Here is a 20,356-nt window from a genome sequence, read left to right as displayed (position 1 = left end):
CTCCCCGGCTGTTCCGCCTTGCGGGCATGGTCACCACGGGCGCTTCCCGCCTGTCAACGCGGCCCGTCACGTCGCGGTCACGCCGCCGTCGACCGGGATGATCGCGCCGGTGACGTAGGAGGATGCGGGCGAGGCCAGGAACAGCGCCAGCCCCTTCAGCTCCCCCGGCGTCCCGACGCGGCGCAACGGCACGCTCTCGGCCAGCGCCGCCGCCGCGGCGGGGTCGTTGCGCAGCCGCCCACTGGCGAGGTTGGTGACGATGAAGCCCGGCGCGATGGCGTTCACCAGCACCCCGTCCGGTCCCAGCTCGGCCGCCGCCTGCCGCACCAGGTTGATCAGCGCCGCCTTGGCCGCGACGTAGGCGTAGCCGGACACCGGCGAGGCCTTCATGCCGGAGATTGAGGCGGTGACGACGATGCGGCCGTCGCGCTGCTGCCGCATCGGCTTCGCCGCGGCGCGCAGCGTTTCGAAGGCGCCGGTCAGGTTGATCTCCAGCATCCGCGCCCAGTGTTCGGGCGACACGGCGTCCAGCCGGCCTTCCGGTTGGGCGAAGCTGGGCCCGGCGCTGACGCCGGCATTGGCGAAGGCCACGTCCAGCCGCCCGTGCTCCGCCACGATCGCCTCCACGGCGGCGTGCACATCGGGACCGCGGGCGATGTCCAGCACCCGCGCCTGCACGCGCCCGCCGGCCGCGCGCAGCCGCTGCGCTTCGCGCTCCAGCCCGGCCGCGTCGATGTCGGCCATCACCACCGTCGCCCCGCCGGTCGCCATCACCTCGGCCATGGCGAGGCCGATGCCGCTGGCCGCGCCGGTGACCAGGGTGACGCGGCCGGACACGTCGAACAGGCTCCCGGCGGCGTCGCTCACGGCGTCCACTCCCGGGCGGGGCCGGGCTGCGCGGGCAGCACGGGGATCAGCAGATGGGAGTCGTGCGCGCCGCCGGCGTGCAGCACGTGGGTGCCGGCGTTCACCGTGCTCTCGTGCAGCGGCTGCACGTTGGGCAGCGGGTAGCGGGTGACGTCGCGGCCCTGCACCACCAGCCGCAGCGAAGTCCCGGCCTCGAAATGCGTGCCCGAGGGCCAGATCTCGATGTCCACGGGGACCACCTCGCCCGGTGCCAGCTTGATCTCCCGCTGGTGCAGCAGCACCGGCTGAAAGGGGGTGGAGCGCGCTTCGTCCAGCTCGCGATGCGACACGCGCAGCCAACCCAGCGCCACCGGCCCGTCCTCGAACTGGCCGTAGAAGGCGAAGGGCACCACCTCGCCCGCCGCGTCCAGCTTCTGCACGGCGACGAAGAGGTCCATGTCGTCGGCGCCCTCGGCGGAAACCCAGAGCCGCAGCTTCATGTGGCCGATCAGGTCGACAGCTTCCTCGAAGCGGTGGGTGAACACGGCGCGCGACCCCGGGCCGTCCTCGCCCAGCGGATCGTAGCGCAGCGATCCTTCGCGCGGGACGGGTTCCCGCTCCAGCCTGCCGCTCTCGGTATCGAGGAAGAGCGGCACGTACTGCGTGCCCGGCACCGGCCATTTGGCTGCCTCGCGCACGCGGCCGACGGTAAAGCGCTCGCGCGCTTCCAGCCGCACCCGCGGCCAGTTCTCCAGCCCGCTGTTCCGGCCGTGCAGGTAGCGGTCGAAGAACTGCGTTTGCCGGACCATGCTCTCGGGCTCGTAGTAGTAGGCCCACTTCTTGCGGCCATGCACCTCCAGCCATTTCTCGGCGGAGGCGATCTGCTTGAACCCCTCCAGCGTGCCGCGCGTGTGCAGCCCCTGGTCGGTCCAGCTCGCCACCACGAAAGCCGGCACGGTGATCCTGCTCATCTCGGCGCGCTTGGACGCCCAGTATTCGTCGAAGAAGGGCCGCTCGCGGGTTTCCAGCGGCAGGTCCTCCACCTCCGTGGTGGAGCGGCCCCAGCGGGTCGGCAGGTAGCCCCAGAAATGCGTCTCGGGGATGCCGCCGTGGCGTACCACCTCGCGGTAGAAGTCGCTCCAGCCTTCCCAGGGATTGATGGCGGCGAGGTGCGGCGGGTTCAGCGCCGCGACGTGCCATTGCGAGGAGGTCAGGTAGGACACGCCGGACAGGCCAACCTTGCCGTTGCTCCAGTCGCGCGTGCCGGCCCACTCGATCAGGTCGTAGAAGTCCAGCGCCTCGTCGGGCGACAGATAGGTCGCGCGCCCTTCGGAGAACCAGGTGCCGCGGGGATCGGGGTTGATCACCGCGTAGCCGCGCGGCACCCAGTAGATCGGGTCCGGCGCCTCGAACACGGTGTGGGGGGACATGCTCTCCTCCTTCACACCTGATTTGGGGAAGCTGACGGCCATGCGCGTATGGCCGTGCTTGCCGTAGGGGCCCCAGGCGATCAGCGGCGCAGCCGGCGTGCCGTCGGCCGGGCGGAACAGGTCGATGAAGATCGTGGTGCCGTCGCGCAGCTGCACCGGCAGGTCGCGCTCGATGAGGACGCCACCCTCCTCCGTGCGCCGGTATTCCGGTGCCCGTCCACCCAGATCCTCCGGGCGACCGTGCGGCGGGCGGAAGCGGTAGGTGAAGCCGGGGGTGCTGGTCATGCGGATGCTCCGACCGGGTGGGCGGCCGCGGCGGCTTCCACCCCGAGAATGGCGTCTTCAATCGCGGCCGCGTCCAGCCGGCGGGGGTGGTGGCGCAGGTGCGGGCTGTCCAGGCAGCTCGCCACCAGCGCGGCGATGTCGGCCGGACCGGGATCGTGCATTCCCAATTCCGCCAGGGAGCAGGGCAGCCCGACCTCGCGCAGGAAGCCGCGCAGGGCGGCGAGTTCCGCGTCCGGCCGCTCGTCGGCCCGCATCTGCACCAGCGTGGCGTAGGCCACCTGCTCGCCGTGCAGGGCGTTCCCTGCCCCACGCGCGCTGGACAACCCGCGCGCCAGGGAATGCGCCACGGACAGCCCGCCATTCTCGAAGGCCAGGCAGCTCAGCAGGATCACGGCTTCCACCACGTCCTCCAGCGCCTCGGTCACCTCACCGGCTTCAGCGGCCCGCAGCGCCGCCACACTCTGCTCGCGCACCACCGCGTCGCAGTCCCGGGCGATCAGCCGGGCGGTGCGCAGCGGGCGGGTGCCGTGCTTGTTGTGGCCACGGCCGGTCCAGCAGGCCTCGACCTCGTAGTGCTTGGTCAGCGCGTCGCCGATGCCGGCGCGCAGGAAGCGCGGCGGGGCGGCGGCGATGATCGCGGTGTCCACCAGCACGCAGTCGGGGTTGCGCGGCAGCTGCTCCACCGTCAGCGGCACGTGCTGCGCGTCATAGATGGCGATGCCGCGCGAGGCGGGCGCGTCGGTGGAGGCCACGGTGGGCACGCTGACAAAGGGCACCCCCCGCAGCAGCGCGACGCCCTTGCCGGTGTCGATCGCCCGCCCACCGCCGATCGCGACCACCACCTCCGCCATATCCCGTGCGGCGGCCTCGGTCAGGGCGTTGATGGCTTCCGGCGTGACCTCGCCGGATACGGGGTGGCAGGTGAAGGCGAGGCTGCCGGCCCTGGCCGAGCGTTCGATGCGCGGTTGCAGCCGGTCCAGCATGGCGGCGTCGCACAGGATCGCGGCGCGGCGGCCCAGGGCGGCCGCCTTCTCGCCGAGGAGGTCGAAGCTGCCAGGCCCCTGGACGTAGAGACCGGTGGACATGAAGCTGCGGATCACGCCGCACCCCGCGGGTGCTGCGCGCGAACGGGCACGTCCTCGCGGGCCGGACGCCTGGACGCCATTCCCCTTCCCCCCTTGCGAGACCTTCTTGGGCCGGGACGCTAGGGCGGGCGCGAGATGGATGTCAACGCAACAATATCGCGCCGGGAAAGGCGCCGCTGTTCCCGCGTCGCGGCAGCCCCGCGCGGGGCGCGCCCGGCCGCCGTTCCGCAGCCGCGCCTGCCCCCGGTCGCGGTTCCACCGGCCTGCGACGCCGCCCCCGTGTTGAAGCGCGCGCCGGGCCGTGGCTTGCTCACCGCGCGCGGGCATCACGGCCGCGCGCTCGGGAGCGTTTCTCAGGACCCCATGGACAGCACATCGCCCGGGCCCCGGCAGCGACGCCGCCGCGACACCGCCCCCGCGACGGAGCAGCCGGGCACCGCCGCGCCCTTGCTCAGCGAGCTCCTCACCTTCCGGCTGATCAAGCTGGCGGAAACCATCAGCCGCGGCTCCAGCATGGTCTACAAGGCGCGCTTCGGCATCAACAACACGGAGCTGCGTGTGCTGGTGATGCTGGACGGCAGCGACGCCCTGCCGGTGGGCGAGCTCAGCCGCCGCATGCGCATCGACAAGGCCTGGGTCAGCCGCTCGGTGGACGCGCTGGTGGGGCGAGGGCTGCTGCGCAAGCGGCCGCATCCCACGGACAGCCGCGTCGGCCTCGTGTCCCTCACGCCCGAGGGGCTGCGCCTCGTGGCCCAGCTCGCCCCCGTGGCGGTGGCGCGGCACGAGAGCATGGTGGCCGGGCTCGACATGGCGGAGGTGGAGCGGGTGGTGTCGGAGCTGGAACGCCGCGTGGAAGCCCTGCTGGCACAGTCGCGCGAAGGCTGAGGGGCGGCGCCGCGACGGCCGCCGCCGGGCCGTGCCGGCTGCGGCCCCGCCGCCCGCGGCACCGAAGCCTTTCTCCCGCCCTCCCTGCCCCGCCCGGCGCGAAAAATTTCTGGCCCCGCCGCCGCCCCGGTTGCCCCAGGCCCCGCCACACGCGCAGGCTCCCCGGACACGGCAAGGGGGCTCATGCCATGCACACGATCTCGATCCCGGAACACGTCGTCCAGCGCGTGGTGCGGCTGCGCGGCAGCGTCCACCCCTTCGCCGACCTCCGCCCCGAGCGCACGGCGCTGGTGGTGATCGACATGCAGAACGCCTTCATGCGCGCCGATATCGGCCATGCCTGCTGCCCGACGGCGGTGGAGATCGTGCCGGCGATCAACCGCCTCGCCACGGCGCTGCGCCGCGCGGGTGGCGGCGTATACTGGGTGCAGAACACCTTCAACGAGCGCTCCGCCCGGGAATGGTCGGTGCTGGAGGATCTCACCGTCCCCGTCCGCCGCGAGGCCCGTGGCCGCGCCATGACCGCGGGCTCGGAAGGCCACGCCCTGTGGCCGGACCTCGACGTACGCCCCGAGGACGTCACCCTGCCCAAGCACCGCTACAGCGCCTTTATCCAGGGCTCCTCCGACCTGCCGGAGCGGCTGCGCGCCGATGGCCGGGACACGGTGCTGATCACCGGCACGGTGACCAACGTGTGCTGCGAATCCTCCGCCCGCGACGCCATGATGCTGAACTTCCGAACCGTGATGGTATCCGACGGCAACGCCGCCATGTCCGACGAGGAGCACAACGCTTCCCTCATCTCCTTCTACGGCACCTTCGGCGACGTCATGAGCGTGGCCGAATTGGAAACCTGCCTCGCCACCAACACCAACCGCCGCGCCGCTTAACCACCCGGGCAGCGCTCGCTGCTGCGTGGCTGGGGGTCTGGTTCCGGTGGAGCGGTTGCTCTCTGGTGTTCGGGCCGAGGCCAAGGGGGCTCTGCCCCCTTGGAGCCCCCGCGAGGAGCTTAGGCTCCTCGACCTCATGAGTGCCTCCGGCGGGGGCGGGATGGCTAACGTCGTCCACCTGAACAACGTGTCCCGGCCCGTCCCCGCCGGAGGCACTCAACGCGGGGTCCGGGGAGTTCGTAACTCCCCGGCGGGGTCCAGGGGCAGAGCCCCTGGCCAACGCTCGAACACCCCAGGACTAACCGCCCCATCCCGGAACAGCCCCCAGCCACGGACCAGCCAGCGCCCGCCCGGCGAGGGTCAGCCCGGCGGAACGGTGGGTTCGTGCAGACGCAGGAGGCGTTCGGCGTTGCCGGACATGACGTCGCGGCGTTCGTCGACGCTCAGCTCCAGCGCATCCAGGGCGCGGATGGTGTCCAGCAGCGGGCCCAACGGCGCGTCGGTGGAAAAGACCAGCTTGCGTGCGCCGAAGAAGCGCAGGCCGCTGTGCAGGCCGGTGCTGCTGCCGAACATGGCGGTGTCGGCGTAGAACTCGCGGAAATACTCGATGTGCGGGCGCTTCAGGGCCGGCAGCACGCCGGAATAATCCTCGTCCGAGGTGCGGCTGCCCAGCACCTCCAGCCCCGGACCGACGCGGCCGTCGAAGTAGGGGATCATGCCGCCGCAGTGGTGCGTGACGATCTTCAGCCCGGGATACCGGTCGAAAACGCCGGAGAAGACCAGCCGCGACATGGCGACCGAGGTCTCGTAGGGCCAGCCGAAGCACCACCACATCTCGTAGCGGCTCTTCGCCTCCGCCGCATAGTCCGGCATGTCGGCGGTGCGGGCGGGATGCAGCCAGAGCGGCAGGTCGTGCGCCGCGGCGAGCGCGAAGATCGGCCGGTATTCCGGCCGGTCCAGCGGCTGGCCGGCGACGTTGGTGAAGATCTGCACGCCCCGCGCGCCGAGCTCGCGGATCGCGCGCTCGGCTTCCCGCTCCGCGCCCCCCATGTCCAGCATGGACACCGCCGCCACGAAGGCGGGGAAGCGGTCGGGGTGCCGGGCACAGAGCTCGGCCATGGCGTCGTTGGCCACCCGCGCCAGCAGTTGTCCCTCCGCGGCGGAGGCGATCTCCTCCAGCGGCGGGTTGGGCAGGGAGATCACCTGCCGGTAGTCCGACACCGCGTCCATGGCGCGGAAGCGCGCCTCCATGTCGTGCAGCGGCTGCACCCCGCGCAGCCGCTTGCTGATGTTGCCCAGCTTGGGCGAGGTCCGGTCCAGCTCCCGCGCGAAATCCGCCGGCAGGATATGCGTGTAGATGTCGAGCATCGCGGCCCCCTCCCCTCCCCTGCGCCGCGTCAACCCGCGGCCGCGTCCTGCAACGCCTGCCAGATCTTCTGCGGCGTGGCGGGCATGGTGACCAGCGCCGCGGCGGCCGGCGGCAGCGCGTTCGTCACCGCGCCGATGATGGCGGGCGGGGCGGCCGTGGTGCCGGCCTCGCCGGTGCCCTTCACGCCCAGCGGGTTGGTGGTGCAGGGCACCTCGATGTGCCGGCTGCTGATGCCGGGGATCAGGTCGGCCCGCGGCAGGGCGTAGTCCATGAAGGAGCCGGAGAGCAGCTGCCCGCTCTCGGCGTCGTAGACCGTGTTCTCCGTCAGCGCCTGGCCGATGCCCTGGGCGACGCCGCCCATGATCTGCCCTTCCACGATGGTAGCGTTCAGCACCCGGCCGCAGTCGTCCACCGCGACATAGGAGGTGATGGCGGTGTCGCCGGTGTCGGGGTCGATCTCCACCTCGGCCACGTGGCAGCCGTTGGGAAAGGCGGTGGGGGCGAAGACCTTGCCCGTGGTGTCCAGGGATTCGGGCAGCACGCCCTGGCGCTGCAATTCCGCCGCGCGGGCGGCGACCTCCAGCAGGGTCAGCCCGCCGCCACCGCCGGCGCTGAACTGGCCGTCGCTGTATTCCACCTGCTCCTCGCCGGCCTGCAGCAGCAGGCCGGCCACGCGGCGGGCCTTGCGCAGCACCTCGTCGGCGGTGTTGGCGATGGCGCCGCCCGTGGTCATCGCGGAACGCGAGGCCACCGCACCGGCGCCGGGCACGTCGCGCGCGGTGTCGCCACTCACCAGCCGCACCGCTTCGCGCGGCACGCCCAGCCGTTCCGCCGCCAGGGCGCCGAACACCGTGACGTGGCCCTGGCCGGAGGACACCGGGTTGACGCTGACCTGCACCGTACCGTCGCCGGGAAAGGTGATGCGGGCCGGCTCTTCCGGCATGACGTTGCTGTTTTCCAGGAAGCAGGCGACGCCCAGGCCGCGCAGCTTGCCGCGTGCCGCCGCTTCCGCCTTGCGGGCGGGGAAGCCGGCGTGGTCGGCGTGGCGCAGCGCGGCCTCGAAGATGCGGGGGAAGTCGCCGCTGTCGTAGGTGGTGCCGACGGCGGTCTTGTAGGGCATCTGGTCGGGGGTGATCAGGTTGCGGCGGCGCAGCTCGGCGCTGTCCAGCCCGGCGACGCGGGCCGCTTCCTCCACCAGCCGCTCCAGCAGGAAGTTGATCTCCGGCCGCCCGGCGCCGCGATAGGGCCCGGTGGGCACGGTGTTGGTCATCACGCAGCGCACGCTCAGCGCGATCAGCGGGATGTCGTAGACGCTGGGCAGGCACAGCATCACCAGCCCGGTCGGCACGAAGGTGGCGACGCCCGTGAGGTAGGCGCCGAGATTGGCCAGCCCCTCCACCCGCAGCGCCAGGAAGCGGCCTTCGGCGTCCATGGCCAGCTCCGCCGACCAGTCGCTGCCACGGCCCTGGTTGTCCGTGACGAAGGCCTCGGAACGGGTGGAAACCCAGTGCACCGGGCGGTTCAGCTGCCGCGCCGCCACCAGCAGGGCGGGGTATTCGGGATAGCCGCCGGACTTCATGCCGAAGGCGCCGCCGACATCCTCGCTGATCACCCGCAGCTGGTCGGGCTGCAGCCCCATGGTGGCCTGCACCTGGCCCTTCAGCCCCGAGGCTCCCTGCGAGGGCGCGCGAAGCGTGTAGTGCCCCGTGGCGGGGTCGAAGCTGGCCGTGGCGACGCGCGGCTCCAGCGAGGCCACCACCAGCCGCCGGTTCGGCAGGGAAATGCGCGCCACCTTGTCAGCCCGGGCAAAGGCGGCATCCACGGCGGCGATGTTCCTGCCTTCCGGGTCAGGCGGCCCGACCCAGTCCAGCGCCACGTTGCCGGGCGCTTCCGGCCAGAGCTGCGGCGCATCCGGGGCCACGGCGGCCTCGGCCTCCGTCACCGTGGGCAGCGGGTCGTATTCCACCGCCACGGCCTCGGCCGCGTCCTGCGCCTGGGCCACGGTCTCGGCCACCACCAGGGCCACGGGCTCGCCGAGGTGGCGCACCCGCTCGCCGGCCAGGGCGGGGCGGAACAGCTTGGCGATCGGCTTGCCGTCGCGGCTGAGCTGCGGAATGGCGGCGCCGCTGACCGTGCCCAGCCCGGCCGCGGCCAGTTCCGCCGCGGTCAGCACCGCCAGCACGCCGGGCATGGCGCGCGCGGCCTCGGCATCCACCGACAGGATCGCGGCATGGGCATAGGGGGAGCGCACGAAGAAGGCGGCCGCCGCGCCGGCCGGCTTCACGTCGTCGCCGTAGCGCCCGAGGCCGCGCAGCAGCGCCTCGTCCTCCACCCGCCCGGTCCAGTTGCCGGAAGCGGGGATCACCGCATCGAGGGCCATGGAAATTCCTCCCGCTCCTGCGCCGGAAAACCTGCCGCCGGCGCGCTGCGGCCTTGCGGCATCCCAAAGCAGCAACGCCCGTCCCTGGCAAGCGCGACGGACAGCACGGAAGCGTGCCTGCTGGGTGCCGCTCCGGGCCGGCTGGGCGTCGGCCCGAGCCGGCCGGAACGCGGCCGACGCGGCGGTGCGGTTTTACAGCCGGAATAGCGCTTCCGCGTTGCCGTGGCAGATGCGGGCGCGCACCGCCTCGCTCACCGGAGCGGCGTCCATGAAGCGGCCATGCACCTCGGCGGATTCGAAGGGGTAGTCGGTGGCGAACATCACCCGGTCCTCGCCCAGCGAGGCCAGGGCGCAGAGCAGCGGCTCCGCCGCGCACTGGCCGGAAATCGTGACCAGGATGTTGCTCCGGATGTAATGCGACGGCGGGTGCTGCAACGGCCGCTCGGCCTTGTAGAGCTTGGTGCGGCTGTCCAGGCGCCACAGCAGGTAGGGCAGCGTCTCACCCATATGGCCCAGCACCACCCGCGCGGCGGGGTAGCGGTCGAAGACGCCGGAAAACACCAGCCGCAGCGCGTGGGTGGCGGTCTCTACCGTCCAGCCCCAGGCGGCGCGGGACAGGATCTTGGCATCCGCCCAGCCGCCATAGGGCGCCGGCGGATCGTTCGGGTGGATATACACCGGCGCTCCCAGCGCCGCCGCGCGTTCCCAGAACACCTCGTAGCGCGGGTCGTCCAGATAGGTGCCCAGCGTCTGGCCGTTCACCAGCGCCCCCACCATGCCCAACTCGGTCACGCAGCGCTCCAGCTCCGCCGCCGCGGCCGGCGCGTCCTGCAGGGGCAAATGTGCGAAGCCGGAGAAGCGGGCGGGGTTCTTCGCCACCTCCGCCGCCAGTTGGTCGTTGCATTCCCGTGCCGCGCGTACCGCCACCGCGGCGTCGGGCTCCACCTGAACGCCCGGCCCGGCCAGGGACAGCACCGCGCGCTCGATGCCCACTTCGTCCATGGCGGCCAGGCGACGCTCGCCGAAGTCGAAGAGCCGGCCGCGCACCTCCTCGAACAGGGCGGGGGGCAGGTCCTCCACCGTGGGCAGCCAGTAGCCGTTCATGCCCGGCGTCATGAAATGCTCTTCGAGCGCGATCTTGCGCATCAGCGGCTTCCTCCTGTCACGGTTGGCCCCTGCACCGGCGAAGCGATGGTGCGGGTGGGGTGGAGAAGGCCGGGGGAGTGAACTCCCCCAGTCCCCCTCCTTTTTTCGGGAACTTGCAGTGCGCCATCGGACACCGGCACGCCCGAAGACTCCCGAAAATAGAAGGGGGTCCGGGGGGATACCTCCCCCCGGCTTCCCTCCTTCATGGGACCGGGACGCCGGCCTGCCGGCATCAGATCTCGAATACCTTCTTCTCCGTCGCGTGCAGGCACGCGCCGGGGCCGTCCGCGCCGATCATGTAGTTGTCGCAGATCACGGCGAAGAGGCTGGGCGTCTCGTAGCCGGGGTGCACGGCCAGGCACATGCCCGCCGCGATCTCCCAGCTCTCGTCGGCGCGGATCAGCGGCCGCTCCACCATGTCATAGCCCTGGCCGTGGCAGTAGAGCCGGATCTCCGGCGGCAGCCCGCGCGCCTGCATGTAAGCGTCATGCGCCGCGGCCACGTCGCGGCAGGGCACCCCCGGCCGCAGCAGCCCCAGCGTGTGGTCCTGCGCCGCCTTCACCGCCGCGAAGCCGTCCAGCACTTCCGCCGAGGCGCGGCCCAGCACGACCGTGCGCGCGATCTCCGTGTAGAAGCCGCCGGGGCCGTTGACCTCGATCAGCAGGGAGAAGTGCTCGCCGGCCTGGATCGTCCGCCCCTGCATGTGGCGGCTCTGGAACCCCGCCCGCACTCCCAGCGGCGCGGAGGAGCCCAGGAAGATCCCCTGCTCGCTGCCCAGCACCTGCGCCTCGCGCTGCGCCAGGGCGGTCAGCTCTACGTCGCGCATGCCGGGGCGGATGCCTTCCAGCACCTTGGCGAACACCGCGTCCTGCAGCGCGGCGGTGCGGCGGATCAGCGCCACCTCCTCCTCGCTCTTGATCGCCTTGATCCGGTCCACGGCCTCCGTGGCATCGGCCAGCGCCTCGCCGGGATATTCCCGCCGCAGCGCATCCGTCAGGGCAGCCGGCAGGGCGCCGGCGCCCACCAGCCCGACGCGCCGTGCCCCATGCGCGCGCAGCGCCCCCAGCGCCAGTTCCGCGTCGTAGCTGAGCGTGTAGGGGATGGAGAAGAAGGAGGGCGTGAACAGGTGCTCGCCCACACCGCGATGGATGGGGTCGCGCCCTTCCAGGTCGCGGCGCACGCCGAAGGCACCCATCTCCACCACCGTCATCGGCTCTTCGGCGTGGAACACCACCGTGCGGGGATAGCCGTTGTTGGCGGGGATGTCGGTGAACCACTTCACGTGGCCACCGAGCCAGTCGTTGGTGTTCTGCATCACCAGCGCGTCCAGCCCACGCTCGGCCATGGCCGCCCGCGCGGCGGCCCAGCGCCGTTCCAGCTCCGCATCCGACACCCGCGTGGTGATGCGTTCCGTGCCGCTCATCCCCGTTCTCCCTGGCGCTGCACGAGGTTGCGCAGCCGCGCCATATCTCCGGCCAGGAACAGCCGCAGGTTCTCCTCCATCAGCGGCAGCGCCTGGTGGGCGTAAACGTCGCTCATGCCGCCGACCCGCGGCGTGACGATGACATTGGGCATGTCCCAGAGCGGGCTGGCATCCGGCAGCGGCTCCACCTCGAACACATCCAGCCCGGCGCCGCCGAGGCGACCCTCCTGCAACGCCTCGATCAGCGCCGCCTCGTCCACCACCGGCCCGCGCGCGAGGTTGAGGAGGATGGCGCCCGGCTTCATCGCCGCGATCACCGCGCGGCTGACCATGTGGCGGGTGCTTTCCGTCAGCGGCACCAGCGCCACCAGCACGTCGGCCTGCGCCGCCGCTTCCTCCAGCCGGGCGCGTGGCAGCACCGCGTCGAAGCCCGGCGCTTCCGTTCGCGCGTCGCTGACGCCCAGCACCCGCATCCCGAAAGCCTGGCAGCGCCGCGCCAGTTCCTCGCTGATGGCGCCGATGCCCAGCAGCACCACGGTCTTGTTCAGCAGCAGCCGCTGCGGCCAGCGCTGCCAGCGATGCGCCCGCTGGTTGGCCAGCATCGCCGGGAAATCCCGCAGCAGCGAGATCATGTACAGGAAGGCCATCTCGGACATCTGCGGCCCGTGGATGCCGCGGCCGTTGGTCACCACCACCTCCGGCCGCAGCCCTGGCTGCGCGAGGAGATGGTCCACCCCCGTGCTCAGCGCCGCCACCCAGCGCAGCCGCGGCATGGCCGCCAGCTGTTCCGCCGACACCGCATGCGCCAGCGCCACCAGAACCTCGGCCTCTCGTCCCAGCGGCAGCGCCGCCTCCGGCTCGGTCGCCGTGTGAAAGGTCACCTCCGGAAACAGCGGCCCCAGCGCCTCGGCGTAGATCTCCGGCTCGTGGTCGAGGATCAGGACTTCCGTGCGCATGGCAACTCCGTCGAACAGGATGCGCCGCGGCACCGGGTCACGCGATGTGCTACCAGCGTTGTTCCGTGCGGGGTTTCGGGCGGGTGGTGATGGGTTTGCCGGGATGTTCGGCGGGGGCCAGAGGGGCGCCGCCCCTCTGGACACCCCGCGAGGAGCTTAGGCTCCTCGACCTCATGAGCGCTCCGCGAGGAGGGGCCGAGGCCACTGTCGCGCCACACGCAAAACCTATCCCGCAGCCCCTCCTCGCGGAGCGCCAAACGCGGGGTCCGGGGAGTCCGCAACTCCCCGGCTCGGGCAAAGGCGGAGCCTTTGCCCTGAGGATCCAGGGGCAGAGCCCCTGGCCAAGGCCCGAACACCGCAGCCAACCCGCCCCACCAGCCCGGGCCGCCGCACGGCGCAACGCTGGCCTCGCCCCGCGTCATTCCGGCGTCACGCCCGCGACCCGGACGAGGTCGGCGGCGCCGGCGCGTTCGCGTTCCACGATGGCGGCGAACTCGGCAGGGGTGCTGCCGACGCTCTCGTAGGCCTGGGGTTCCAGGAAGCGGGTGCGCAGTTCGGGATCGGCCAGGGCGGCGCGGGTGGCGGTGGCGATGCTTTCCAGCACGGCGGGGGGCGTGCGGGCAGGGGCGGCGAAGCCCCACCAGGGGCTGCTGAAGGGGAAGTCGTAGCCCAGCTCGCCCATCGAAGGCACGTCGGGCAGGCGCGGCGAGCGGTCGGCGCCCAGCACCGCCAGTGGCTTCACCCGGCCGGTGGCGATGGCCTCCAGCGCGAAACCGAGCGCGATATAGGACACCTGCACCCGCCCTGCCGCCATCTCGTTGAAGGCTTCGATGATGCCGCGATAGGGCACGTGCTCCATCGGCAGGCTCTCGCGCGCCTTGATGTATTCCCACAGCAGATTGCCGGTGGAGCCCGCGCCGGAGGAGGAATAATTCAGGTCGCGGCGGCTGCGCGCCCACTGTACGAAGCCGCGCAGGTCCCCCACCGGCACGGACGGATGCGCCAGCACCACGCCGGCATTGCGCGCGATCTGCGTCACCGGAACGATGGAGGAGTAACGCGCGAACAGCGAGGGCTGCACATGCGCGAAGGTCGTCATCACCTCGAAGGACACGGCGCACAGCGTGTGGCCGTCCGGCGCTGCCTGGGAGCAGGCTTCCAGCCCAACGACGTTGTTGCCGCCCGGCCGGTTGTCCACCAGCAGGGGCTGGCCCAGTTGCTGACGCAGCGGCTCCGCCAAGGCGCGTACCAGCAGGTCCAGGACACCGGCCGGAGGCTGCGGGATGATCACGCGGATAGGCCGGTTGGGCCAGGCCGGGGCGGGCTGCTGCGCGGCAGTGGGACCGCCGGACACCCAGGCCGCGGCGCCTCCGACCAACGCGGCCAGCACCCCGCGTCGCAATCCCAGCAGTGTCATGACTGCTTCCTTTCCCGCCCTGGCGCCGGTGGTCCGCTCGAAGCGGCCACCCTTCTTCTTGGACCGTGATACGGTACAAATGCACCACATCGCGGTCAACTTGATCCTGGCTGATCCGGCGCCCTAGGGCGCGGGTCGGTACTCGTCGCGCGGCAGGTTGGCCAGCCGCACCAGCTGCTCCGCCCCGGCCCGGTCCTCGCGCATGAAGGCCGCGAAGGCTTCCGGCGTGCCGACCTGCGGCTGCACCGCCTGGCGTTCCAGAAAGCCCACGAAAGCCGGCTCGCTGAACAGCGCCACCACGGCGGCGTTGAGCTTGCCCACCACCTCACGCGACAGGCCGGCGGGCCCTACCAGCCCCCACCAGCCGCGCGACGGGAAGCCGCCCAGCCCGGCCTCGGCAAAGGTCGGGGTTTCCGGCAGCAGCGGCGAGCGCCGCGTGGTGGTCACCGCCAGCGGCCGCACCGTGCCGGCGGAAATCTGTCCGAGGAAATTGCCCAGCCCCATGTTGCCCAGTTGGATCTCGTTGCTGGCCACCGCCAGCGCGATCGGCCCGCCGCCGCGGTACGGCACGCCGGCGATGTTGCTGCCCCATTGCGTGTTCAGCCAGCGCACCAGCAGCTCCTGCAGGGAACCGCCGCCCAGCGTGCCGAAGTTCAGCACGTGGGTCTTCGCGTAGTCGCGCAGCTCCGCCACCGAGCGCACCGGCGTTTGCGCCGAGGCCACCAGCACCTCCGTCAGCAGGAACAGGCTGGTGATCGGCGTGAAGTCGGTGTCGGCATTGTAGGGCAGCCGGTCGAACTGCAACGGGTTGAAGGACGTGGTGGCGTGATAGACGGCGCAGAGCGTGTAGCCGTCCGGCGCGGCATGGGCGCAGGCCTGGGCGCCGACGATGCCGTTGGCACCGGCGCGGTTTTCCACCAGCACGGTTTGCCCCAGCCGCTGCGACAGTTCCGGCGCCGCCGCGCGCAGGATGATGTCGGTGACGCTGCCCGGCGCGATCGGGACGATGATGCGGATCGGCCGGTCCGGGTAGGTTTGCGCCCGCGCCGTCCAGGCGTAGCACGCCAGCAGCAGGGCCGGCAGCAGCCGCCCCAGGACTCGTTTCATCGTTTTTTCCTCCCACGCGTTTCCGGGCGCCCCCGCGGTTTCCCCGCCCCTTGTCGCGGCCAGCCCGGGCACTCTGCGGTGCCTTCGGGCGGCCTCCGGGCGGTTACAGGCGTGCTTCGAAGGCATCCTCCAGGAACTGGCCGATCAGGCGATAGCTTTGCCGCGCCGCGGCCGGGTCGTATTCCGCGAGGCCCGGCGTGGCCGCGTCCTCCTCGCAGAAGGAGTGCACGAGGCCGCCGAAGGTGAGCATCTGCCACTTGGCCCCGGCGGCATCCATTTCGGCCTCGAAGGCGTCGCGCTCGGCCTTGGGGGCAGCAGGGTCGCGCGACCCGTGCAGCACCAGCAGCGCCGCCTTGACCGCCCCGGGCACCGCCGGCAGCGGCGACTTGAGGTCGCCGTGCACGGACACCGCGGCTTTCAGCGCAGCACCGCCGCGCGCCAGTTCCAGCACGTTGCCACCACCGAAGCAGAAGCCCACCGCGGCGCAGCGTGCGGGGTCGCCGACGCCCCGGCGCGCCGCCTCGGCGATCAGCGTTTCGTGTGCGGCGGCGATGCGGCGGCGGCGCTCCTCCGGATCGGCGCGCAGCGCACTGGCCAGCGGCATGGCCTCCTGCGGGCCGGCGGCGGTGCGGCCTTCACCGTACATGTCGGCCACGAAGGCCACGCCGTGCTCGCCGGCCAGGCGCCCGGCGCGCTCGATCGCCTCCGCCGTGACGCCCAGCCAGTTCGGCGACACCAGCAGCAGTGGGCTGCGCGCATCGGCCGCCGGGCCACGCACCAGCGCGCCCACGCCTTCCACCGCGCCGCAGGAATACCGGATGGTTTCGACCGTCATGCCCGCTTCTCCCCTGCCGGCCCATGCCGGACGACCTCGCCGATCAGCCCGGCATCGTATTGCGTGAAGAACAGCCTTCCGTCCGGCATGGCCGCGATGCAGCGCGCGCCGCTGTTGGCGGTAGGGATGGAATACTCGCCCAGCATCCGCCCATCCGGCGCCATGCGGCCGATGCGGTTGGCCGCGTTCTCGGTGAACCACAGCTCGCCATCGGGCGTCACCGTGACGCCGCGCAGCGATGCGTCCGGCGTCGGCACGGGGTGTTCGGTGATCCCGCCCGCGGCATCGATCCGACCCAGCGCGTTGGTGCTGGTTTCCACGAACCAGATGCTGCCATCCGGATGCACCACCATGGCGCGCGGCTGGCTGTCGGGGCTGGGGATCGGGAACTCCACCACCACCCCGTCGAGCGACACGCGCGCCACCTGGCTCGCCGCCGCCTCGCTGAACCACAGCGCCCCATCCCGCGACACCGGCGACAGCGGCCGGCAGCCCGGTGTGAATCCGGCCGCAAATTCCGTCACCACGCCCTCGGGGGTGATGCGCGCGACTTGCCCGGCCTCGGTCTGCGAGAACCAGACATTGCCGTCCGGCCCCAGCCCGATGCCGTTGGGCCCGGAATCCGGCGTGGGCAGCGCGAATTCCGTGGTCCGCCCATCCACGGTGATGCGGCCGACCTTGTTGGCCGTGTTCTCCGTGAACCACAGCGCGCCGTCGGCGCCGGCGATGATGCCGATGGGCGTGCTGTCCGGCGTGGGCAGGGCAAACTCCGCGAATGCGCCGCTGCGCGTGTCCAGGCAGCCGATGCGGGCGGTGCCGCTCTCGCAGAACCACAGCCGTCCGTCCGGGCCGGGGGCGCAGATATAGGGCTTGCTGCCCGGCGTCGGGATCCGGTGCTCCCGGATCTCGACGCGCTCGCCGTTTTCAGAAGCCGACAAGGTCGGCGCCCTTCAGCGCCAGCCGCTCGCGCGCCTCGGCGGGGGTAGCGACCTCCAGCCCCAGCTCCTCGAGAATACGGCGGATCTTGGCCACCTGTTCGGCATTGGAGGTCGCGAGCTTGCCGCGCCCGATATACAGGCTGTCCTCCAGCCCGACGCGCACATTGCCGCCCATCATCGCCGCCTGGGTGCAGATCGGCATCTGCTGCCGCCCCGCCGCCAGCACGGACCAGACGTAGTCGCCGCCGAACAGCTTGTCGGCGGTGTTCTTCATGAACAGCACGTTGTCCCAGTCGGACCCGATGCCGCCGAGGATCCCAAAGATCGTCTGCACGAAGAAGGGCGGCTCGATCAGCTTGCGATCGACGAAATGCGCGAGGTTGTAGAGGTGACCGACGTCGTAGCACTCGTGCTCGAAGCGGGTGCCGTGGTCCTTGCCCAGCAGTTGCAGGATGCGGGCGATGTCGCGGAAGGTGTTGCGGAAGATGAAGTCGTCCGTGCCGCGCAGGTAGGGCTCTTCCCAGTCGTGCTTCCATTCCTTGTAGCGGTCGGCCAGCGGGAAGATGCCGAAGTTCATGGAGCCCATATTGAGCGAGCACATCTCGGGCTTCGCCTGCAACGGTGCGGCCAGCCGGTCCTCCACCGTCATGTTCAGACCGCCGCCGGTGGTGATGTTCAGCACCGCCCCCGTGGCCTGCTTGATGCGCGGCAGGAACTCCATGAACACCTTGGGGTCGGGCGTCGGCCGCCCGTCCTGGGGGTCGCGCGCATGGAGGTGCAGGATGGAAGCGCCCGCTTCCGCCGCCGCCACGGCCTGCTCGGCGATCTCGTTGGGCGTCACCGGCAGCGCGTCGGACATGGTGGGGGTGTGGATGCCCCCGGTGATCGCGCAGGTGATGATGACCTTGTTGGCGGACTTGCTGGGCGGCTTGCTCATGTCGGCGCTCCTGCGGGGCGGATGAGAGGGATGCTTACTGTGGCGCACGGCCGGCCCCGCGCACCACCACGGCCCGGGGAACCAGCCCGGCGCCCACCGTCCCGCGCCGGCGATTCGACGAGCTGCCGATGCAGCCGCGTGCCGGCCCGTGCGCGAGGCGTCGCGTCAGCCCTCCGCGCGGGGCTCCCGGTCTCCATGGCTCGCGTCCTTCTGCGTTTCCGTGTCGCCGCGGGCGTCGTTCGCGCGCGCCCGCTTCAGCGTCTCGACCATGTCGCGGCGCAGCGCCGCCTGCTGCTCCGGCGTCCAGCGCCGCAAGCCCTCGCCGGATTTCATGCCGAGCTTGCCCGCTGCGATCAGCTGTTCCAGCAACGGCGAGGGCTCCGGCCGGCTGTCGATGGCCGGCAGCACCGTGCGGTGGATGGCCAGGGTCAGGTCGAGGCCGACCAGGTCGGCATTCTCGATCGGCCCCAGCACGCCCAGGCGGCGGCCAAAGCTGTTCTTCACCACGAGGTCCACGGTCTCGGCGTCGCAGATCCCCTCCTCCACCAGCGCGATGGCCTCGCGCCACAGCGCGTGCTGCAGGCGGTTGCCCACGAATCCCGGCACGTCCCGCTTCACATGCACCGGCACCTTGCCGAGGCCGCGGTGCAGCGCGATCACCTGCTCCACCACCGCGGGCGCGGTCCACTCCGTGCCGATCACCTCCACCAGCGGTACCAGGAAGGGCGGGTTCCACCAGTGCGTGCCCAGCGCGCGCGACCGGTCGCGCAGCCCCTCCATGATCCGGGTGATCGGGATCACCGAGGTGTTGCTGGCCAGGATGGTCTCCGCCGGGCAGGCCGCCTCGATGCGGGCGAACAGCTCCTGCTTGACCGCGAGGTCTTCCAGCGCCGCTTCCACCACGAAGCCCGCGCCGCGCACCGCCTCCGCGAGATTCGGCACCGGCGTCACGCGCTCGGCCGCCGACTCATCCTCGCCGAGGTCGCGCAGGTTGCCGCGGATGCGGTCGCGCAGCGTCGCCAGGCTGTTGGGCGCCGGGTCGTACACCGACACGGCATGGCCGCCGGCGGCGAAGACCTGCGCCAGGCCGTGGCCCATCAGCCCGGCCCCGATCACCGTGACGGGAAGCGGCGCGGCGCTCATCCCGCGGTGTACCCGCCATCGGCGTAGAGCACGTGGCCGGTGTAGAAATCCGAAGCCCGCGACGCCAGGAACAGCAGCGGCCCGGCGAGGTCTGCGGGCTCGCCCAGCCGTCCCTTGGGCACGCGCGCCAGGAAGCCGGCTCGCACGTTCACCGCGCGCTCGGTGTCCTCGAACATCCAGGCGGTCAGCGGCGAGCGGAACACGGTGGGCGCAATGGCGTTCACGGTGATCCCCGTGTCGCCCCATTCGCAGCCCAGCGCGCGGGTGATGCCGTCCACCGCGGCCTTGGAGGCGCAATAGGCGGAATAGCCGGCGGGATGGCCGAGCAGCCCGCGGGCGGAAGACATCAGCACGACCTTGCCGCCCTCGCCCTGCTGCAGCATCTGCTTGCCGGCGGCGCGCGCCATCAGCCAGGACTGCGTGACGTTGGCGTCCATCACGTCCAGGAAGCGCTCGGGTGCCATCTCGGTGATCTTGGCCACGTCGTTCTTGCCCGAGGCTACCACCAGGATGTCCACCCGGCCGAAGCGCCCCACGGCGGCCTGCACGATGGCGTCGCACTCGGCCTCGGAACTCGGGCGGCGGTTCACGCCCTCGGCTTCCGCGCCCAGCGCGCGGCATTCGGCCAGCACCTCGTCCAGCGGCCCCTGGCTGCCGGCCGCGGCCACGACCCTGGCGCCGGCGCCGGCCAGCACCTTGGCCGCCAACGCCCCGAAGGCGCCCGAGGCGCCGGTGACGATCGCCACCTTGCCGCGCACGCCGAACAGCGAGAGCGGGTCGCGCAGCCAGCTGTCGCCGGCGCCGCTCACGACGCCTTCTCCGGATAGGGCATCACCACCAGCATGGTGGCGACGACGTTGCTGTTGTTCACCACCTCGCGCACCACGTTGCCGCCGATGCAGCAGCTATCGTAGGGCTTGAGCACGACCTCCTCGCCGTCCGCGCGCACCGTGACCTCGCCGGCCAGCACGACGTAGACCTTTTCCAGCGGCGAACTGTCCGGGCCGGCGCCGCCGCCGGGCAGGAAATGCGACAGGCCGGTCCAGAACTTCTCCGGACCGCCGGGCTCGAAACCCTGCAGGCGCAGCCCCTTCATGTCGAAGTGGTTGGGGGCCTCGTAGGGCTTGGCTTCGGCGAAGCGCTTCACCAGCATCAGAAGCTCTCCCCCGTCTCGATGCGGTAGTTCTGTCCCGGATCGGTGATGGCGACGAGGCGGATGATGCAGCCATCGCCACGGTCCCAGTTCCAGGGAAAGAAGGCGAAGGTCACGCGCTTGCCGGTGAC

At 71.6% G+C, this 20,356-nt stretch carries 18 protein-coding genes; 2 read left to right on the top strand and 16 right to left on the bottom strand.

The window, feature by feature from the left end; translation table 11 throughout:
* Nucleotides 1-66: 66 nt before the first annotated feature.
* Genes ACLIBK_RS18585 through ACLIBK_RS18575 form a run of 3 tightly spaced genes read right to left on the bottom strand, consistent with a single transcriptional unit; the run spans nucleotide 67 to nucleotide 3,661 of the window.
* On the bottom strand, nucleotides 67-867 hold the full coding sequence (locus ACLIBK_RS18585; RefSeq protein ID WP_415388788.1) for an SDR family NAD(P)-dependent oxidoreductase: 801 nt from the start codon (nucleotides 865-867) through the stop codon (nucleotides 67-69).
* Nucleotides 864-2,561 carry a CocE/NonD family hydrolase gene (locus ACLIBK_RS18580; RefSeq protein WP_415388787.1) on the bottom strand — a complete coding sequence of 566 codons (1,698 nt, stop codon included), beginning with the start codon at nucleotides 2,559-2,561 and terminating at the stop codon, nucleotides 864-866. The genes ACLIBK_RS18585 and ACLIBK_RS18580 overlap by 4 nt, the downstream gene beginning before the upstream one ends.
* Nucleotides 2,558-3,661 carry a glycerol dehydrogenase gene (locus ACLIBK_RS18575; protein ID WP_415388786.1) on the bottom strand — a complete coding sequence of 368 codons (1,104 nt, stop codon included), beginning with the start codon at nucleotides 3,659-3,661 and terminating at the stop codon, nucleotides 2,558-2,560. The genes ACLIBK_RS18580 and ACLIBK_RS18575 overlap by 4 nt, the downstream gene beginning before the upstream one ends.
* A 348-nt stretch (nucleotides 3,662-4,009) precedes the next feature.
* On the opposite strand from ACLIBK_RS18575, the gene ACLIBK_RS18570 reads away from it, so the two are divergent.
* Together ACLIBK_RS18570 and ACLIBK_RS18565 are read left to right on the top strand one after the other, a co-directional pair.
* A complete protein-coding gene (locus ACLIBK_RS18570) occupies nucleotides 4,010-4,531 on the top strand; it encodes a MarR family winged helix-turn-helix transcriptional regulator (RefSeq protein ID WP_415388785.1) in 522 nt (173 codons plus the stop codon).
* 188 nt (nucleotides 4,532-4,719) lie between these two features.
* Nucleotides 4,720-5,421: an isochorismatase family protein gene (locus tag ACLIBK_RS18565; RefSeq protein WP_415388784.1), complete on the top strand. Its 702-nt coding sequence runs from the start codon at nucleotides 4,720-4,722 to the stop codon at nucleotides 5,419-5,421.
* Between the two features lie 360 nt (nucleotides 5,422-5,781).
* Here ACLIBK_RS18565 and ACLIBK_RS18560 read toward each other — a convergent pair whose 3' ends face one another.
* From ACLIBK_RS18560 to ACLIBK_RS18500, 13 genes are all read right to left on the bottom strand, one after another.
* On the bottom strand, nucleotides 5,782-6,789 hold the full coding sequence (locus ACLIBK_RS18560; RefSeq protein ID WP_415388783.1) for an amidohydrolase family protein: 1,008 nt from the start codon (nucleotides 6,787-6,789) through the stop codon (nucleotides 5,782-5,784).
* A gap of 29 nt (nucleotides 6,790-6,818) precedes the next feature.
* Nucleotides 6,819-9,170: a xanthine dehydrogenase family protein molybdopterin-binding subunit gene (locus tag ACLIBK_RS18555; protein WP_415388782.1), complete on the bottom strand. Its 2,352-nt coding sequence runs from the start codon at nucleotides 9,168-9,170 to the stop codon at nucleotides 6,819-6,821.
* A gap of 192 nt (nucleotides 9,171-9,362) precedes the next feature.
* On the bottom strand, nucleotides 9,363-10,316 hold the full coding sequence (locus ACLIBK_RS18550; RefSeq protein WP_415388781.1) for an amidohydrolase family protein: 954 nt from the start codon (nucleotides 10,314-10,316) through the stop codon (nucleotides 9,363-9,365).
* A gap of 232 nt (nucleotides 10,317-10,548) precedes the next feature.
* Complete coding sequence (locus ACLIBK_RS18545; protein ID WP_415388780.1) at nucleotides 10,549-11,739, bottom strand: M24 family metallopeptidase; 1,191 nt, start codon at nucleotides 11,737-11,739, stop codon at nucleotides 10,549-10,551.
* Nucleotides 11,736-12,695, bottom strand: a complete 960-nt coding sequence (locus ACLIBK_RS18540) for a D-2-hydroxyacid dehydrogenase (protein WP_415388779.1) — start codon at nucleotides 12,693-12,695, stop codon at nucleotides 11,736-11,738. Before ACLIBK_RS18540 ends, ACLIBK_RS18545 begins: the two co-directional genes overlap by 4 nt.
* Before the next feature lie 418 nt (nucleotides 12,696-13,113).
* Complete coding sequence (locus ACLIBK_RS18535; RefSeq protein WP_415388778.1) at nucleotides 13,114-14,112, bottom strand: Bug family tripartite tricarboxylate transporter substrate binding protein; 999 nt, start codon at nucleotides 14,110-14,112, stop codon at nucleotides 13,114-13,116.
* Nucleotides 14,113-14,235: 123 nt separating this feature from the next.
* Nucleotides 14,236-15,219 carry a Bug family tripartite tricarboxylate transporter substrate binding protein gene (locus tag ACLIBK_RS18530; RefSeq protein ID WP_415388777.1) on the bottom strand — a complete coding sequence of 328 codons (984 nt, stop codon included), beginning with the start codon at nucleotides 15,217-15,219 and terminating at the stop codon, nucleotides 14,236-14,238.
* A gap of 103 nt (nucleotides 15,220-15,322) precedes the next feature.
* On the bottom strand, nucleotides 15,323-16,054 hold the full coding sequence (locus ACLIBK_RS18525) for a dienelactone hydrolase family protein (protein ID WP_415388776.1): 732 nt from the start codon (nucleotides 16,052-16,054) through the stop codon (nucleotides 15,323-15,325).
* Complete coding sequence (locus ACLIBK_RS18520; RefSeq protein WP_415388775.1) at nucleotides 16,051-16,992, bottom strand: hypothetical protein; 942 nt, start codon at nucleotides 16,990-16,992, stop codon at nucleotides 16,051-16,053. The genes ACLIBK_RS18525 and ACLIBK_RS18520 overlap by 4 nt, the downstream gene beginning before the upstream one ends.
* Entirely contained in the window at nucleotides 16,979-17,929 is a 951-nt protein-coding gene (locus ACLIBK_RS18515; RefSeq protein ID WP_415388774.1) for a 3-keto-5-aminohexanoate cleavage protein, read from the bottom strand. Before ACLIBK_RS18515 ends, ACLIBK_RS18520 begins: the two co-directional genes overlap by 14 nt.
* A gap of 165 nt (nucleotides 17,930-18,094) precedes the next feature.
* Nucleotides 18,095-19,072, bottom strand: coding sequence for a 3-hydroxyacyl-CoA dehydrogenase family protein (locus ACLIBK_RS18510; RefSeq protein ID WP_415388773.1), 978 nt, complete (start codon nucleotides 19,070-19,072; stop codon nucleotides 18,095-18,097).
* Nucleotides 19,069-19,881, bottom strand: coding sequence for an SDR family NAD(P)-dependent oxidoreductase (locus tag ACLIBK_RS18505; RefSeq protein ID WP_415388772.1), 813 nt, complete (start codon nucleotides 19,879-19,881; stop codon nucleotides 19,069-19,071). Before ACLIBK_RS18505 ends, ACLIBK_RS18510 begins: the two co-directional genes overlap by 4 nt.
* On the bottom strand, nucleotides 19,878-20,225 hold the full coding sequence (locus tag ACLIBK_RS18500) for a cupin domain-containing protein (protein ID WP_415388771.1): 348 nt from the start codon (nucleotides 20,223-20,225) through the stop codon (nucleotides 19,878-19,880). Before ACLIBK_RS18500 ends, ACLIBK_RS18505 begins: the two co-directional genes overlap by 4 nt.
* Nucleotides 20,226-20,356 lie beyond the last annotated feature (131 nt).

The organism is Roseomonas sp. BN140053, assembly GCF_047690175.1.
Taxonomy (GTDB): domain Bacteria; phylum Pseudomonadota; class Alphaproteobacteria; order Acetobacterales; family Acetobacteraceae; genus Roseomonas.
The sequence above is the reverse complement of the archived record's forward strand: the minus strand, read 5'-3'. Positions and strand labels throughout refer to the sequence as shown.